Source organism: Lignipirellula cremea, assembly GCF_056501455.1.
The window spans coordinates 4087014-4104607 of sequence record NZ_CM151415.1 but is presented as its reverse complement, the minus strand read 5'-3'; the positions used below and the strand labels follow the sequence as shown (position 1 = coordinate 4104607).

The 17594-nt window shown below is 66.7% G+C and carries 11 protein-coding genes; 4 read left to right on the top strand and 7 right to left on the bottom strand.

Annotation, left to right across the window (positions count from 1 at the left end):
• Positions 1–3: 3 nt before the first annotated feature.
• Entirely contained in the window at positions 4–1260 is a 1257-nt protein-coding gene (locus SH602x_RS16155) for a complex I subunit 1/NuoH family protein (RefSeq protein WP_479473287.1), read from the bottom strand.
• A 170-nt stretch (positions 1261–1430) separates the two neighbouring features.
• Here SH602x_RS16155 and SH602x_RS16150 point away from each other — a divergent pair, with 170 nt between their 5' ends.
• Positions 1431–1616: a hypothetical protein gene (locus SH602x_RS16150; RefSeq protein WP_479473286.1), complete on the top strand. Its 186-nt coding sequence runs from the start codon at positions 1431–1433 to the stop codon at positions 1614–1616.
• Positions 1617–1639: 23 nt separating this feature from the next.
• Here the strand turns inward: SH602x_RS16150 and SH602x_RS16145 are convergent, their stop codons facing one another.
• Entirely contained in the window at positions 1640–3526 is a 1887-nt protein-coding gene (locus SH602x_RS16145) for a polysaccharide biosynthesis protein (RefSeq protein WP_479473285.1), read from the bottom strand.
• 428 nt (positions 3527–3954) lie between these two features.
• Here SH602x_RS16145 and SH602x_RS16140 point away from each other — a divergent pair, with 428 nt between their 5' ends.
• Complete coding sequence (locus tag SH602x_RS16140) at positions 3955–7284, top strand: PSD1 and planctomycete cytochrome C domain-containing protein (protein WP_479473284.1); 3330 nt, start codon at positions 3955–3957, stop codon at positions 7282–7284.
• 2 nt (positions 7285–7286) lie between these two features.
• A complete protein-coding gene (locus tag SH602x_RS16135; RefSeq protein WP_479473283.1) occupies positions 7287–8714 on the top strand; it encodes a DUF1501 domain-containing protein in 1428 nt (475 codons plus the stop codon).
• Positions 8715–8718: 4 nt separating this feature from the next.
• Here the strand turns inward: SH602x_RS16135 and SH602x_RS16130 are convergent, their stop codons facing one another.
• From SH602x_RS16130 to SH602x_RS16110, 5 genes are all read right to left on the bottom strand, one after another.
• The gene (locus SH602x_RS16130) at positions 8719–12327 is read right to left on the bottom strand and encodes a hypothetical protein (protein WP_479473282.1); all 3609 of its coding nucleotides are present in this window, start codon (positions 12325–12327) and stop codon (positions 8719–8721) included.
• Positions 12328–12632: 305 nt separating this feature from the next.
• Complete coding sequence (locus SH602x_RS16125; RefSeq protein WP_479473281.1) at positions 12633–13475, bottom strand: hypothetical protein; 843 nt, start codon at positions 13473–13475, stop codon at positions 12633–12635.
• A 407-nt stretch (positions 13476–13882) separates the two neighbouring features.
• Complete coding sequence (locus tag SH602x_RS16120; RefSeq protein WP_479473280.1) at positions 13883–14497, bottom strand: hypothetical protein; 615 nt, start codon at positions 14495–14497, stop codon at positions 13883–13885.
• A gap of 41 nt (positions 14498–14538) precedes the next feature.
• Positions 14539–15231 (bottom strand): hypothetical protein, encoded by a 693-nt coding sequence (locus SH602x_RS16115; protein WP_479473279.1) that lies wholly within the window; start codon positions 15229–15231, stop codon positions 14539–14541.
• Positions 15228–15764 carry an RNA polymerase sigma factor gene (locus SH602x_RS16110; protein WP_479473278.1) on the bottom strand — a complete coding sequence of 179 codons (537 nt, stop codon included), beginning with the start codon at positions 15762–15764 and terminating at the stop codon, positions 15228–15230. The genes SH602x_RS16115 and SH602x_RS16110 overlap by 4 nt, the downstream gene beginning before the upstream one ends.
• A gap of 134 nt (positions 15765–15898) precedes the next feature.
• On the opposite strand from SH602x_RS16110, the gene SH602x_RS16105 reads away from it, so the two are divergent.
• Complete coding sequence (locus SH602x_RS16105) at positions 15899–17326, top strand: sensor histidine kinase (RefSeq protein WP_479473277.1); 1428 nt, start codon at positions 15899–15901, stop codon at positions 17324–17326.
• The last annotated feature ends 268 nt before the right edge of the window (positions 17327–17594 follow it).

The window sequence follows — 17594 nt, the reverse complement described above, 5'->3', positions numbered from 1 at the left end:
CTCTTATTCCGGGGCGCTTTCGGGCGAACTGGCGGCCATCGTATCGGCAGCGGTCGCGACCGACAACCCGCTCGATCGCAGCGAATCGCCATCGCCGACCGCGACGGCCCCGGCTGCGGTCCAGCGTTCCCGCACGTTCGCCCGCTCTCCGTAGGGATGAGGCGCCAGATCGTTCACGAACGGCACGCCGAACAGATCCCACAGCGTCGCGCCGACGAAGCAGACGGCGGCGATCGGAATGCAGTACTTCAGGCAGGTCGTCAGCACCTGATCGATCCGCAACCGCGGAAGCGACCAGCGGATCCACATCATCGCGGTCACGCCCAGGGAGCACTTCAACAGAAAATTGACGGCTCCCATAAGCAGCGCGACGAAGTGCAGCCCCTCCCCCGCCGAGCCGTTCGCCCACCCGAGCAGGTGGAAGACCGGGATCGGTCCGTTCCAGCCGCCGAAGAACAGGATGGCCGCGAGCCCGCTGACGAGCGTCATCGACCCGTACTCCGCCATGTAGAACAGGCTCCACCGCAGGCCGGAGTATTCCGTATGGAACCCGGCGACCAGTTCGCTTTCCGCCTCGGCCAGATCGAAGGGCGCCCGGTTCACGCTGGCGACGGCGCAGGTAAAGAAGACCCAGAAGGTCAGGAACGTGAACGGATCGTGAAAGATCAGCCAGTTGGTGAACCAGCCGGCCTGCATTTCGCCGATGACGTGGAGGTCCATCGAACCGCAGAGATAGGTCGGAACCACGACGCAGAGAGCGAGGGGAGCCTCGTAACTGACGACCTGGGCCGATTCGCGCATCGCCCCGAACAGCGACCACTTCGACCCCGAGGCATAGCCCCCCAGGATCACGCCGAAGACTTCGAGGCCCAGTACGGCGAGAATGTAGAACGCCGCGCAGTTCATCGGCACGGCGGACCAACCCGCCGAGAACGGCAGCGCGATATACGCGGCGAACGCGGCAGAAAACGAGACGTAGGGCGCCAGCTTGTACAGCAGCGGATCGGCCGTCGCCGGCGTGACGTCTTCCTTGGTCAGCAGCTTGATGCCGTCGGCGACGCTCTGCAGCCAGCCGAAACTGCCGCCGACGCGGGTTGGACCGAGCCGATCCTGAATGCGGGCGGAGACCTTCCGCTCCATCCAGATGAAGACGAGCGTCCCGACCGCCACGACGTTCAGCAGCAGGAACGCCTTGACCAGCGCCGCGGTCACGTGCGCCGCTTCGACCGGCAGTCCCCACTCGACGAACGCTTCGACCATGGCAGAGGGCAGGCGGCAGGACGCGGCGGAACAGAACTCCATAAGCGAGGAGACGACCGACCTCGCCGATCCGCCAATATCGCACGCATGCCCGCGAATGGACAACCCGCCTCGGGAGCAGCCAGCCGCCTGATTCGAAAGTCGCCGCTAGCGACGCTATACTGCGCCTTATGACGAATCCCTATCAGGCTCCCGGCGAATCCCCGGGAATCGCGTCCGAACGATGGACGTCGCTGGGGTGGTACGCGTGGTTGGCCCTCAACGCGGTCTGGGGCCTGCTGGCGACGTTCGCGCTGGCCTTCTCGGCCTGGCTGCTGATCGTCTTGACGGGAGTTGGCCGCGGCCTGTTTTACTAGCCCGCGGCACAGCGGATCATCGACTACGCGGCCTGACGGTAGGCGGCCCGCCTGAGAATCAGGTCGGACGGCGCGAACTGCGGAACGATCCGGTTCAGCGCTTCGACGACCTCGGGCCGCGTCGCGTCGATGAGAAGTCGCAACTCCTCGATGCGTTGCAGCGTCGCCTCGTCGGCGACGGCCCCTTCCGCGACCAGGATCTTTCCGTGGGTCGTCGGCAGGTGGCGCTCCCCTTCGACGAGGAGTTCCTCGTACAGCTTTTCGCCCGGTCGCAGCCCGGAGAATGCGATCTCGATATCTTCGCCTTCGACGAGGCCAGAAAGGCGGATCATGTCGCGGGCGAGTTCGACGATGCGAACCGGCTCGCCCATGTCGAGCACGAAGATCTCGCCGCCGCGGCCCATCGCGCCGGCCTGCAGCACGAGTTGCGACGCCTCGGGGATCGTCATGAAGTAGCGGACGATGTCGGGATGGGTCACCGTCACCGGTCCGCCTGCCGCGATCTGATCGCGAAAGATCGGGACGACGCTGCCGGCGGAGTCGAGCACGTTGCCGAATCGCACCGTGACGAACCGCGTCGACGAGGCGCCGGCCAGGCTCTGGACGTAGAGTTCGGCGACGCGCTTGCAGCAGCCCATGACGTTCGTCGGATTGACCGCCTTGTCGGTCGAGATCATCACGAACGAATCGACGCCGTACTCCTCGGCCAGATCGGCCACCCCCTGCGTTGCGAAGACGATGTTCTTCAGCGCCTCCCCCGAATGACGCTCCATCAGCGGCACGTGCTTGTACGCGGCGGCATGGAGCACCACATCGGGACGGTGCTCTTCGAAGACGGAGCGCATCCGGCGGCGATCGTTCAGATCGGCGAGCGCGACCTCGATCCGCACGTCGCCCGCGCGTGCCGCGAGTTCGCGTTCGAGAAAGAACTGTCCTGTCTCCGACCGGTCGACCAGCACCAGCTTCGCCGGCTGAAAAGCGAGCAACTGCCGGCAGAGCTCCGATCCGATGCTCCCCGACGATCCGGTCACCAGCACCGTTCGCCCCGCCAGCCAGCCGCGCAGCGCGGTCTGATCGAGTTGCACCGGCTCGCGGCGGAGTAGATCGTCGATTTCGACCTTACGCGGCTGAAGGTGAAGCTGACCGGAGAGCATCTGCCCCCAACTCGGCATGACCTTCAGGCTGACGCCGCAGCGCCCCCCCTCCTCCATCAGAGCGCGGACCTTCTTGCCCGGAAGCTCGCCGGCGATCAGGCATTCCCGCACGTCCAGTCGCCGGGCGATTTGACAGGTTCGTTCGATCGGCCCCAGCACCGGCACGCCGGAGATCGACGTATCCAGAAGCGATCGGTTCTCGGTCGTGAAACCGACCACCCGGTACGGCGATCGCGGATTTTTGCGAATGGCCCGGAGCAACGCCTCGCCCGAATCGTTCGCGCCTACGATGATCGTCGGAATGCGACGATGACCGCCGATGCCGAGGCTCTGCCGCTCCGTGAGCAGGCGCGCGATCGAACGCAGGCCGCCGATCGCGGCGACGGTGAACAGAAAGTCCAGGACGAACACGGTTCGCGGAACGGCCACGTCCTGAGCGATCGCGTACTTCGCTGCCGCGAGGGTCAGCGACGCCAGGGCCGCCGCCTTGCAGATCGCGAGGACGTCCTGAAACGCGACGAATCGATTCCACCCGCGCAGCAACCCGGCCCCGGCGAAGCAGGCGACCTTCGCCGCCACCGCATAGGGAAGAAGCTGCCGAAAAGCGTCCCACGCCGAAGCGTCGAATTCGTTCTCGTACCTGGCCCAGAACGCGGCCAGCAGCGAAACGGCGAAAACCGGCGCCAGCGCGACGGCAGCGAGGGCCTGACGGTGCAGCGATCCTCTTCGATAGGCCAGGAACCGTTGCGCATGCATCCCGCAGGCGGCAAGGAATCCTTCAGCTCGTCTGCGATCTTGCGACATGCCGACAGGAATTTCGCTCAGCAGGGAAGAATCTGGCCGTACTAAGCATCAATCCATAAACAAAATCGAGTGCGGTCTCGAGATAACAATTCGACCGGGCGGCGGAGAGTACCGTAGCGCAAACCAAAGCAGCAAGGTCAGATGCGGCGCTGGCAGAAACGGTCGTAACGATTACGCAGCCGCGACTTGCAGCTCATAGCAAGAGCGCCGGACGCGTGCGCTTTCGCCCACGAAATGCGCAGGCGCAGAAGACTTGTCCGGCGCTGTTTCCGGAGGCGCACGAACTGGGCTGACGGTTTGTCCGCGGAAACGCCCGATGAATAAGATGGACGAAGCGTCTCCTTCGTCGTTCTGTCGCCACTTGCCTCCGGTTCTGCGCTTTGGCCTCCTGGTCGCTGATCGAATTCTTGCGCCGGGTCGAACCGTCGGTCGGGGCGGCCCTCGCGTTCGTGATCGGCTGGTCGGGAACGGCGTACGGCCAGACTCCGGACGCCGACGAGTACCGGCGCTTCGTGCAGCCGCTGCTCGCGGAGCGTTGCCTGGAATGCCATTCGCAGGCGGCCGCAGGAGAGCCACAACCCTCCGCCGAGGCGCCGCGGTTTCGGGCCGATCGATTGGCGACAGGGCTTTCCGGCGACGTCGACCGCCGCTGGATCGCGCCGAACGATCCGGAGGCGAGCGAAATCTGGCGACGCGTCGCCTCGACCGATGCCGACCTTCGCATGCCGCCGGTCGATCACGGGCCGGCGCTGTCGGAAGAGGACCTCGCGCGGCTGAAACGCTGGATCGAACAAGGCGCGAAGGCGGAACCCTTCTGGGCAGACGTTCCCCCGCAGGTTTATGGGTCGAAGAGTTCTTCGACGCCTGACCCGCGTCGACCTGACGCGGCCGCCGACCCCGTCATCGATGCCCTGCTGGCACGCGCCTGGATGGAAGCGGGAGCGATGCCGGCAACGGAGATTTCTCCCGAGGCCTGGCTTCGCCGCGTGACGTTCACGCTGACAGGGCTTCCGCCCACCATCGAAGAACTCGACCGGTTCCTCGCCGACGACTCGGTCGATGCTAGTGCGCGGGCGGTCGATCGGCTGCTGGCCTCGCCTCGTTTCGGCGAGCGCATGGCCGCGCTCTGGCTCGACGCGGCTAGGTACGCGGACACGCACGGCTACCACGCCGACGCTCATCGCGACCAATGGCGCTGGCGGGACTGGGTCATCGACGCGTTCAACGCCGGGTTGCCGTACGATCGGTTCGTCAGCGATCAAATTGCCGGCGACCTGACGGGAGCGGCGCAGGAATCGGACGTTCTCGGCGACGCGGCGGACCGCCGGCTCGCGACAGGATTCCTGCGCAACCACATGATCAACTTCGAGAACGGCGCCTTCGCGGAGGAGTACCGGGCGGAGTACGTCGCCGACCGGGTGCATACCGTCGCCCAGGCATTTCTCGGGACGACGCTCTCCTGCGCGCGGTGTCACGATCATCCGTACGACCCGATCACGACCGAGCAGTACTACCAGTTCTTCGCCTTCTTCAACTCGATCGACGAACAGGGGCTCGCCGGAGATCGCGGCAACGCGGAACCGATCGGGACTGCGCCGACGCGTCAGCGACGTGAACGGATCGCCGAACTGGAACGTCATCGTGCCGAGATCGACCGCGCCCTGGAGGCTCGCGAAGAAGACTTCGTCCAGGGGCAGCTCGTGTGGGAGCGCCGTACTCGAGCGGCGGGAACGTTCGTCGCGACGCCGAACGACGCGCTCGTGCGGCTGACGTTCGACGAAGCGAGCCTGGAAGAGATGAGCCATGCCACGGCAGCGCGACCAGTGCTCGAAGTCGTGGGATCGCCGCTGCTGTTGCCCGGACGCGAAGGGGGCGAACTGCTCGTCGACGGCAATTCGTACCTCGCCTGGACGTTGTCAGCTCAGATCGAACTTACGGGCGGAGCCACGGTCTGCGGCGACTTTCAGTTCACCGGCGACGAGGAGGCAACGCTCTGGGAAATCGGCGCCAGCGCGGACGGCGGCTCGACGACGCAGCGCCTCCGACTGGTCGCTTCTCCCCGAACGCAGCGGCTGCGGCTGGTTCTTCTGGAAGGTGAAAAGGAACAAGCCGAGCTCGCGTGGAAGCTGACGGTCGAGCGCAACGCCAGGACGCCGATGGCGCTTCGCTTCGGATATTCGGAGGGAGAGCCCGCGATCGAGGCCTTCGCCGGAGGGAAGCGGCTCAGCCCTTTCGAAGTCGAAGCGAAATCCGACGCGGCAGCGGCGAGCGTCGAAGAAGCGCCGCGGAAAGCTGAGACTCTCGAACGGTCCCAACTCCGCGACTTCGGCTTCTCCCGCTTCAGCTTCGGCGGGGCGAAGGAAGCGACCGGCGTTGCGGGAATCGTGGACGATGCGGCGCTTTTCGACCGCGCGCTGTCTCTCGCCGAACTTGATGCAGTCACAGGCGGAAACGCGATCGCAGACGCGCTCGCGGTCGAGAAGGCTTCCCGCTCCGACGCGCAGCGTCGCTCGCTATCCGACTGGTACCGCCGCAACGTCGATCCGATCGCGCGCGATCTGCTGAAGCGTCGAGAAGAGGCGGGCGCCAAGTTGTCCTCGGCGATTGCGGCGATCCCGCAGGCGATGGTGGCGCGGGACCTGCCCCAGCCGCGCGCGACGCACGTCCTGCTTCGCGGGCGTTACGATTCGCCCGGGGCGCTCGTGTCTCCGCGTTCGCTCGACTTCGGATCGTTCTCGGGCGACGTCTCGCGGCCTGATCGGATCGGCCTGGCGGAGAATCTGGTCCGTCCCGATCATCCGCGAACGGCACGAGTCGCCGTCGATCGCCTGTGGCGGATCGCGTTCGGCCAGGGACTCGTCGCGACGCCTGAGGATTTCGGACTGCGGGGTCAGCCTCCGGTCCATCGCGAACTGCTCGATCGGCTCTCCGTCGAGTTCGTCGACTCGGGCTGGGACGTGAAGGCCCTCCTCCGGCGGATCGTCCTGTCGCGAGCGTTCGCGTTATCAGGTGACGCTCCTTCCGCGACGCTGGGGAGCGATCCGGACAACCGCCTCTTCGCCCGCTTCCCGGCGCGGCGGCTCGAAGCGGAGATGATCGTCGATCGACCCCGGTTCGTCGCCGGCACGCTGCACGCACCGATCGGCGGACGATCCGTCTTCGGTCTCGAACCGGGCGATCGCTGGAAGGAACTCTCCTACCAGCCGGGCGAACTCTCGGCCCAGACCTACCGCAGCGGCATCGGCGAAGATCTCTACCGCCGGGCGCTCTACACGTTCTGGAAGCGCGCTTCGCCGCCCGTGACGCTGTCGCTGTTCGACGTCACGGCGCGCGAGACGTGCCAGCTCGTTCGCGGGGAATCGCGATCAGCGTTGCAGGCGCTCGCGACGTTGAACGATCCTGCCGCGCTCGATGCCTACCGCGCGCTGGGCGGTCGACTGGCCGATGAAGATGTGCGTGCTGACGCCGATCGCCTAGTCGAACTCTTTCGACTCGCCACGTCCCGCACGCCTTCGACCGCGGAGGTCGCGGCGCTTCAAGGCGAGCTTGAATCCTTCCGCGATGCGCTGGCCGCGAACTCGTCCGACGTCGAGGCGACTCTGGCTGGCGGATTCGCGCCGCTTCCGGAACGGGAACGAAAAGCGGAGCGAGCCGCCTGGTCATTGATCGCCGCGCTCGTCATGAATCTTCCCGAAGGGCTGGAGTACTGATCGTGGACCCGAAGCAGGGAAGAAGAAGCTTTCTCCAGGCGGGCGGCATCGCGCTCGGTTCGCTGGCGTTCGCGCAGCTTTCCGGCAGCGAACTGCGCGCGAACCCGTCGCCTGCGAGTTCGTCGTATCCGACGCTGCAGGGACTTCCGCACTTCCGCCCGAGGGCGAAGCGGGTCATCTATCTCTTCCAGTCGGGCGGACCTTCGCAGATCGACCTGTTCGATCCGAAGCCCGAACTGGTGCGCCGCAACGGCCAGGAGATCCCTGCCGAGGCGATCGCGGGACAGCGCCTGACCACGATGACGGCAGAGCAGTCGGCCAAGCCGATCGTCGGTTCGCCCTGGAAGTTCGAGCGCTGCGGTCAGTCGGGGCTCGAGATCAGCGAACTGATGCCCCATCTTCGGAAGGTCGCCGACGACCTGTGCCTGATCCGGTCGCTGCATACCGAGGCGATCAATCACGACCCCGGCGTCACGCTGATGCAGACGGGCCATCAGCAACCGGGCCGCCCTTCGATCGGATCGTGGGTGACGTACGGCCTGGGGAGCGAGGCGGAAAACCTGCCCGCGTTTCTGGTCCTCGTCTCGGGCGGTAAGCCGGGCGACCAGCCGCTGTACCAGCGACTCTGGAGTTCGGCCTTTCTTCCCTCGCGGTATGACGGCCTGCGGTTTCAGTCGAGCGGCGATCCGGTCCCCTACCTGTCGCGCCCGGGCAGTCTGTCGCGCGACCTCGAAGCTCGCCTGCATGCCGGCATCGCGCGCGTCGCGGCCGCGAAGGACGATGCCGCATCGCTCGAGAAACTCGCGCCGTACGAACTGGCCTTCAAGATGCAGGCGTCGATCCCCGACCTCGTCGACTTTTCGGACGAGAGCGAGGAGACGCTCGCGCTCTACGGCCGCGATGTAAGGGAGCCGGGTTCCTACGCGGGGCAATGCCTGCTCGCGCGACGTGCAATCGAGCGCGGCGTTCGCTTCGTGCAGCTGTACCACCGCGGCTGGGACCACCATGAGAACCTGCCGGCACGCCTCCGCGAGAAGTGCGAACTGACCGATCAGGCCTCCGCGGCGCTGGTGACCGACCTGAAGCGGCGGGGGCTGCTGGACGAGACGCTCGTCGTCTGGGCGGGCGAGTTCGGGCGCACGGCCTACTGCCAGGGCGAACTCACGCAGGACGATTTCGCCCGCGATCACCATCCGCGATGCTTCTCCGCCTGGATCGCGGGCGGCGGCTTCAAGTCCGGTTTCGTCTACGGACAGACGGACGACTTCTCGTGCAACGTCGCGGAGAACCCGGTCCACGTTCACGACTTGCAGGCGACGATGCTGCACGCCCTGGGCGTCGACCACCTGAAGCTGCTCTATCGCCGGGAGGGTCGCGACTATCGTCTGACCGACGTCGGCGGACGCGTGATAGACGATCTGCTCGCGTGAACGATCACCGAAAGACCGGCTCGGGCGCCCAGTTCCAGAGCCGCTCCCACATACCGCGGTCGTCCTGCGGCATGGCCGGCGAAGGGGCTTCCGGTTCAGGGACCTCCTGCGCGACGGAAGAAGGCGCTGCGGAGGCGACGGCGGTCTTCTCCAAATCGAAGCTGCTTCGGATGAGACGCATCGAGGGAGAGTTCAGCGCCTCGTACGCCGCGAACAGACGCTTTTCCCGCAACGCGTACTCCGCGATCGCCAGTTGCTTCCGCCAGGCGCTCAGACGCTCGGGCGAAGGATAACCGTCGAGGATCGCGAACTCGTCGATGAGCGCCTTCCCGTCGCCTACGACCTCCAGAGTCACCGTCCAGTCCTGCCAGAACGCCTCGGGCAGGTTCTCGATCGGAACGTAGATCTGGCGCCACTCCAAATCGTCGGACAGTCGACCGGTCGGCGCGGATGCGGCCAGATCGACCCGCGCGGAAATGTGCGTCGTGACCGAAGGTGCGCCCGAGAGCGCGACCAGCCGAACCGAGGGTGTTTCGCTCGAAGATGAATCGACCCGCGCAACGATCGAAACCGTCGCGGAGCGAGTCGTCGGCGCCGATAGCGCGGGCGTGGTCAGTCGCAGCGAGCCTCCGCCCGGGGCGATGCCGATGAGCCCGTCCTCGCTCCCCTGCCCTGACTCGGCGCGTAACTTCGCCGACTCCGTCTGCGCGATTCGCCAGCCGGCGCTTTCGATGGAGGGTCGGTCGAACGAATCGCGAAAGAGCGAGGGCCGCGCGGCAGGATCGCTCGCCACCGTCAGCCGCCGCGAAAGATCGTCGATCGCCGCGCGCACGGTCGCCGGCTCGATGCCGGGCGGGGGAGGCTCGATCAGCTTCCAGTCAGCGACTTCGGCCGCTCCTCCCTCGAACCGTGCAGCCGCGATGTCGTAGGGCGCCAGATCGATCGTCCAGATCCTGACGCCACCGGTAGAAGCAGGAGGTGCGAGCGACCGGTCGGTCAGGCTGCGCATCGTGCCGACTTCGCCGGCGCCGAATTCGATGGCTGCGCGAATCGGCCAGGGGGCCAGATTGGTCGCGCTGACGAAGAGGCCTGCCTCGGATCGCACGGCACGAACTCGCAACGGTTCGTCGCCCAGCGGCGTACGACGCGACACCGGCGCGGAGGTCTTCGTCGGCAGCGATGAAAGCGTCCTGCGCAGTTGTGCAAGTTCCGGATCGATCGTCGGGGCGAAGGTTCGATCGCTCTCGACTGATCCTCGGGAGTCGCGAAGCGCGAACTCGTGCAGCAGGCCGCGTTCGCCAGCGAAGTCGACGCGAGCGGCGCAGAACTCCGACGCAGCGTCTTCTGACGAAACGCGTCGCAGCCAGAGCGCAGGAGGCGGCGCGTCGAACGCAGGAGCGGGACCTGCGAAGCGAACGGTCCGGGTCGCGATCGCGACGGGCGCGGTCGGATGGATCTCTCCCCGTCGCCAGAGCGTCCATCCGGACTGCTCCAGAACCGAAAGCGACGCCGGCGGCTCGTCGCCGTCCGAGGAGTTCGCACCCGATCCGATCGCGATCGCGAGGTCTGCCTTGCGAGCCTCTGCCGCGAGACGAAGTTCCTCCAGATCGTCCGCCGCCTGAACCGCCTGCCATTCGCGCCAGAGCCCGCGGTTCCGCGACAGGAAGCTCTCCCGCAGCGCTCGATCCGTCGGCAGAGTCAGTCCCAGATCGCGCTCGAACGCCTGAAAGTCTTCCAACGATGCCTTCTGCGCCGAGGCGCGTGCGTCGAATCGACTCTCCGGCAGGCGGAGGACGCAGCCGCGAAACGACGAATGCCGGGCGCCGCGGTCGAGCAGGTGTTGCCAGCGATGGGACAGGGTCGCCGGATCGAAAGCTTCATCCTCGGCAGGCGCGTAGGCGAGCGTGACGTCGATCCGTTCGCGATCGAACACGGCGAGCAGAATCTCCAGCGCGTCGATCGGCGGTCCGACGTCGGACGGAGCGACGCCTGCGCCTTCGATCAGGCGCGGGGAAGCGTCCGAAGCCGGAAAGAGCGCGCTCCCTTCGCCGATCGCGGGCAGGCAAACGGTGTCGTAGCCTTCCGCCTTCGCGTAGCGGGCCAGTCGCAGCGTCGCCTCGTACCATCGCAACCGCATCGATCGCCGCGGCGAAAGGTTCGCCGGAACGATGCCGTCGGACAGGCGGCTCGGCCAGTTCACGTCTTCGATCAGGAGCGTCGCGCGGCGAGACGTAGACGACGAAGCGAGTTCGCGTTCGGTCGACGCGGCTGAGACCAGCGCTTCGTCGACGACGCGAATCTCTGCAAGGCGAACGGGCCGCTTCGGATCGGCGGCACGCACGAGAAGCGTCTGATCCTCGGCCGCGACCGGCAATAGAACGCGGAGCGTCTCGACCGGCGATGAAGCCGGCGCCGGCGCGGGAAGGTCGGGAATGACGAGCGCCACGCGCCAAGAATCGGCCTGAAGCTCCGCAGTCATTCCGCCGCCTGAGACGCCTGGACCGCAGGCGACTTCGATCGTGCCTGGCTCTCCCGACGCTACGTCGATCTCGACGGCCCGTCCCTTGCGTGCGGGATTCGCGGGCAGCGGAAAGTTCCGGACCGCGCCCGGCTCCAGGACGAGCCACGAGCGCTCGCCCTGCTGCTCGGCGCTGGCTTCGCCTTCGTCGCCCGGCGCCTTTTCCGCCGAGAAACCGAACCAGCGGACGGGCGAAACGGAACTGACGCGTTCTCTCCAGGAGCGATCGCCCGGCCGGATGACCAGCGCGGGCGCGCCGTCCGAAGCGGACACCGGGGGCGCCTCCGCCAACGCGACCAGATCGTAGCTGCCGCTCAGCACGGCCTCGCCGCGATACCACCGGGAGCCGAATTTTCGGGGAAAGGCCTCGATCGCGAGCCGGTAGACGCCTTCCGTCTCGGAAAGCGGAACCTCCCATTCGAGCCGCGATTCGGAGCCTTCGTCCTGTGGCTCGGTCGTGCGATCTTCGGACCATACGACGGCGCCGTCGCGAAGCGAAATCAGCGACGCCTTCCAGTCGAGCGGCAGCGCCGTCGCTGCTTCGATGCGATGGCGCGATGCGAAGGCGATCACGTCGCCTGCGCCGTAGATCGCCTTCGGCTCCAGCGGCTCGACGTTCAGGCGATCCTGCGGAGCACGGCGGATGGTCAACGAACTCTCGCCGCCGTCGACGCTCATGCCGTCGAGCTGCTCGACAAGTTCAGCGACGGGAATTTCAGCGGCCAGCGCCTCTTCGCCAGACGCCCTGGCAGGCGTTATCTCGACGACGAGGTTCGCATCGGCATCGACGAGAAATTCGCAGCCGTCGCTTCGCCTCGCGACGCCGGGGAGCGCTTCGATACGCCCCCCCTCGACGCGAAAAACGTTCGACTCGTCCGGGGACACGCCCAGCGGTCGAAAGTCCGAGATCGACGCTCCGTCGGACGCGATCGTTCCCTGCCAGATCGTCGGCGAAGCGGAGGACCAGAGGACCTGCACGCGAACCGGATCGGCCGCGCGGGTCGCGGCGCTCCCGAGCGCCGACAGGACCGCGACGACGGCGCAGAGGGGGGCCGCGATTCGTCGGCGAGATGCGATGGTCCGGACGGCATTCATCCTGAATCGCCGACGCCTCTCACGAACGCGTTCGAAAGCCTGACTCCCCCGCATGCCGAAGCGGACGAATCGCCGGGTTCAGGACCGACGATCTGCCACGATCCGAAGTGCGGGCGCATGCGCGAAACGAAGAGCTTCGCCCTCTCTGCGCGGCGAACTCTACTGAAATCCCGATCAACCCGCCAGACGAGTAATGCGGCGCTCGCGCTCCGGCACGAAAAAGGGGCGAGACCCGAAAGCCCCGCCCCTGCAGCAGCTCGATCCGTTCGCGGTTCAGTAGGACTCGAAGGCCGCCTCGTCCAGCGTCAGTTCTTCATAGACGGGAGCGTCCGTCTCCTCTTCGCGATCGTCGTCCCCATCCTCCTGTTCGCCGTCGCTTTCCTCCAGTTCGTCGAGGATTCGATCGATTTTCCGTTCGATCTCTTCCAGTCGTCGCTCGATTTCCGAAGCGAACCGCCCCGGCGCGGGTCCGCCGAATCCGGGACCGTGCGGGCCGCGGAAGCCGGGACTTCGTTGGCCGTGATGGCGATCTGCGAACGAGGGAGGTCCCATCGGCGGACGAGGTCCCGGGCGAAACTCGCCTCCCGGACGTCCTTCAGAACCGCGACCATCCCGAGGGCCGGGAGGAGGCCCCATCGCCCTGTCCCGGTGCGGAGGTCCCTGCATGTCTCGAGGTCCGCGATGCGGCGGTCCCTGCTCCGGTCCGCGACGCGGAGGCCCCTGCTCCGGTCCGCGATGCGGAGGTCCCTGCTCCGGTCCGCGATGCGGAGGTCCCTGCATGTCACGAGGTCCATGGTGCGGAGGTCCCTGTTCCGGTCCGCGATGCGGAGGTCCCTGTTCCGGTCCGCGATGCGGAGGTCCCTGTTCCGGTCCGCGATGCGGAGGTCCCTGTTCGGGGCCGCGATGCGGAGGTCCCTGCATGTCGCGCGGTCCGTGTTGCGGTCGCTCGCCGTCGCGAGGTCCCGGCGGACGACCGGGGCCGGGACGACCTTCGCCCTGAGGATCGAATCCGTGCGGACGAGGCGGGGGGCCGAATCCTCCGGGGCCCCGGCCTTCGAATTCGCCGCGACGGTGCGGAGGCGGACCGCCGGGAGGACGATCGCGGGGATCGTCGCCATCGACCCGCGGTCCGCGGGGTCCGTCGTCATCGGGACGTTCGTCTCGCGGGCGATCGCCCTCGGGACGCTCCGGTCCGTCCTGAGCCTGGGCAGCGCCGTGAGCGCCGAGCAGCAGGGCGACCGCGGTCGCTGTCCAGCCTGCTCGGCTTCCGAAAAGTGAAGTTCGCATCGCTTCGTCTTCCTGCTTGAGAGAGAGGGGTAAGGTCGTCGTTGTACGGGTCAGTCGTTGCAAGGGGCGATCGGCGAGAGGTCCGCGCGTACGCTCTGCGCCGGCGATTCGGATCTGTTTCCGAACCGCGTCAAGTCACGGGGGCACGAGTGCGAGGAGCTTCGCCTGACCTTCGTGATGCAGGCGTCTCGCGAGGTTAGATTCCGCGGCGACGAGCGTCGGGCAGCGGAACGATTTCAGGGGCTTCTAAGCCCGTCGGTTCGACTCGCTAAAAGTCGAGCGGCGACGGCTTGCCCAACAGTTCAGAAACCCGGTCGTCCACCAGAAGTTGCTTACGCTCTTGCCGCTGTGCGAGCGATTCCTTGAGCGCAGCAAGTTCCTGCTCGAGCAGTTCGACCTTGCGCGCCCGGATCTCGTGACGAACTTCGAAGTGGCGCTCGACCAGCGTGCGGAGGTCTTCCACCTTCGCTTGATCGCGTCGGGCTTCCTCCGCCGTGCGGTCGCAGTCGCCCCGAAGCTGCGCCTCCTCGTCAAGCAGCTTTCGGAGCGTCTCGTCCCGCTCCTCCAGCGGCGTCAGCGGCGGCGGACCGTCAGGTCCCGGACGTCCGCCTGGGCCATGCGGGGCGCCCGGTCCTGGAGGTCCTTCCGGACGCATGCCCGGCCCGCGCGGAGGACCCTGGCCATCGTCGAACCCCGGACCGCGCGGTGGAGGACCGTCGTTCGGGCGGAAGCGCTCGCCTGCCGGCGGCCCCTGGGGCGGACCGCCGCCGCCGCGACCATCGCGGGGGGGCCCTTCGCCCGGCGGCTGCATACCGAACAGATTCGAGGCTCCGCTGCATGCAAGAGCCCCGGCCAGCATCCACGGCGCGAATCGACAGGTCATCGTCAGTTCCTCGTTAATACGTCACTGCTTCGCGGCGTCGCTCAAAACTCGGCGCGGTCGCCGAATTCCTGCATTGCTCGAGCGAAGTCATGTTCCAGTCGTGCGATTCCATCGCGAGGCCCTTCGAACGGACCGCGATCGAGATCGCGCAGTCGCCGGCGTTCGGATTCCAATTCGTGCGCGAACGCCAGCAGGTCCTCTTCCCAACGCCGGTCGTTCCAGACCTCTCCCGCACCGGGCGACGGTTCGGTGACTTGCGACGCTTCGATCGGTCGTTCGGCGACTTCCTGTTCGGGTCGGGAGAGCTTCTCCAGTCCGGGCCCGAAGAAGGCGATGCCCGCGAGCCCCGCGCAGACGGCGCCCATCGCGACCAGACCGAGCGCCAGATTGCGGAGTTCCCGACGCGCGCCTCCCGCATCGACCGCCGCCGCCCGCTCCACGAGCGGCATCGCAACCAGATCCGCCGGTAGCGATCGCGACAGACGCAGAAACGCGGCGGTCGAATCGAAGTCTTCGTCTGCCGCTTTCAGCGCGAGCGTCAGGCCGGCCCAGGCTTCGTCCAGTTCGTCGCCCGTGACGTCGTCGAGTTCGTCGTCGAAGCCCACCTTCGGCTGCGGCGCGGTCGCGCCCTGTCGCGTCGACTGCGTTTCGTCGACTGACGGACCGGTAACATGCGGCGCCGTTCGCGACAGCACGCCGGACTCGCGTTCGCCGCGATCAGGTTTTCGAGTCATAGCGGATTCTCCGCCATACGTTTCTTGAGAGCGGCCAGCCCGCGCCGGGAATGGCTCAGCACCGTGCCGAGCGGCTGTTCCAGAAGTCGGCTGATCTCCGCGAACGTCATATCTCCGTAGAACCGCAGCAACAGCACGCGGCGCTGATCTTCGGTCAGAGCGTCCAGTTCCTGTTCCAGTCGCAGACGCGCCTCCGAACGGGAAGCCTTCCGGACCGGTCCCGATTCCGCGGCGGCGAGTTCCAGTTCGGCTGCCGTGTCGAGAGCCCCTTCCCGCTTCCGCTTGCGAAATTTCTCCGCGATCAGCCGGTCGGCGATCTTGAGAAGGAACGCCCTCGGCTTGCCCTCGTCGCGGTAGGAACGAAACGCACGCAGCGCGCGGGTGAAGGTTTCCTGAAAAAGGTCGTCGGTCTGGTTCGGGTCGCGGACCCGCGCACGAAGGAATCCGTACACGGATGGTCCGTGTCTCTCGATCCAATCGGCGAGGACGGTCTTGCCGTCTGCCGTTTCGAGTGACGCTTCGCTCGCGGACATGCGACTCCTGCGTTCGGTACGAATAGATCAATGCACCTCGGCGACCGATTATTGCATGACCCGTCCGAAAAACCCGATTCCTCGCGGGGAGCGGGCGGGGAGTAGAATGGACGGATCGCCCTTCGGATCCTGTTTTGCTCGAAGTTATGGCCCGCACCGGCAGTTCCGGAATCGCCAAATTCACCTTCGACCCGTACATGCACGGGAAACACGAGGTGAATCTGAACTGGCTGATCCGCCTGCGGTGGGTCGCCGTGTTCGGCCAGGTCACGACCATCGCCTTCGCCGCAGGCGTGCTGGGCGTCGAGCTTCCGACCGGGGCGTTGCTCTCGATCGCGGGGCTGACCGCGGGCAGCAACGCCTTTCTATGGGCCCTGCATCGCTGGTACTCCACCGGCGGCGCGACCGACGAAGAAGCGTCGACCGACCCCGGCATTCTGTTCGCGGTCATGCTGTTCGACGTCTTCAGCCTGACGGCGCTGCTGTTCTTTTCCGGCGGCCCGAGCAATCCCTGCGCGCTCTTCTATTTCGTGAATCTGGCGCTCTCGGCGGTGGCGTTGCCTTCCCGATACGTCTGGGCCGTGCTGGGGGCGACCGTTCTCGGGTTTTCGTCCCTCTTTCTCGTCCACGTTCCGGTCGAGGAACTGCGAGAGCCCGCCCGCGCCGGCGGCCTGCTGCAGCACTCGCCGCTGACGCTGTACCAGGTCGGTCTGCTGGCCTCGTTCGCGGTCGGATCGGGCATCGTGGTTTACTTCGTGACGCGGCTGCACGTCGAACTGCAACGCATCGACGACGAACTGCGGGAGGCCGGCGCACGCGAAGAGAGGATGCACCGCCTGGAGTCGCTCGCCACGCTTGCCGCCGGCGCGGGTCACGAGCTGGCATCGCCCCTGTCGACGATCGCGGTCGTCGCGAAGGAACTCGCCATGACGCTGGAGCGCGAGAACGCCTCGCAGGACGTGCTCGCTGACGTCGACCTGATACGCACCGAACTGGGGCGCTGCCGGACGATTCTGGACCGCATGAGCGGTCGCGTCGGTCAGCAGGTGGGCGAGACCGAGCGGCTGCTCACGGCGGCGGAACTGGTCTCCCGAGCTCTGGCGGAGGTTCCCGATTTCGCCCGGGAATCGATCGACCTGGTCTGGGAAGGGAGAGCGGAAACGTCGCGTTTGTGCGTGCCGCTGGTCGCGACGGCGCAGGCGCTGCGCGTTCCGTTGCAGAACGCGCTCGACGCCACGCCGTCCGGCGAACGAGTCGAGGTCGTCGTTGGCCGCGCGGGGATGCGGATTCGATTCGAGGTTCGCGACCGGGGTCGGGGAATCTCGCGGGAGAACCTCCCGCGCGTCGGCGAGCCCTTCTTCACCACCAAGGAACCCGGTTCCGGAATGGGTCTGGGCGTCTACCTCGCTCGCTCCGTTCTGGAACGCATGGGCGGGACGCTCACGCTGGCGCCGGCGACGGACCGCGGCACGATCGCCACGATCGAACTGCCGATCGAACGAGACGACGTCTGGGATTCTAAAACGGCGGAACCGCCGGTCGCCGACGAGATCGTCCTGTAGGGCCGTCGCATGAGGCGATCGTGTGCCATGGCTGGCTTGTCCAGCCGTGCCGAATCGTGAAAGTCGCTTGCACGGCTGGACAAGCCAGCCGTGGCATTCAGGCAAGCGATACCGGCGGTGGAGTCTCGATCCGCTTCCGCCCAGCCTCGCGGCGAAACGCCGCATGCGGAAGCGTTAGGGCGGGGCGGCGGACGCGGTCGTGTTAATATGAACGCATCCCTGCACACGACTTTCGGCGACGTCGGTCGAGCCGCTCTCCCGGCGACTC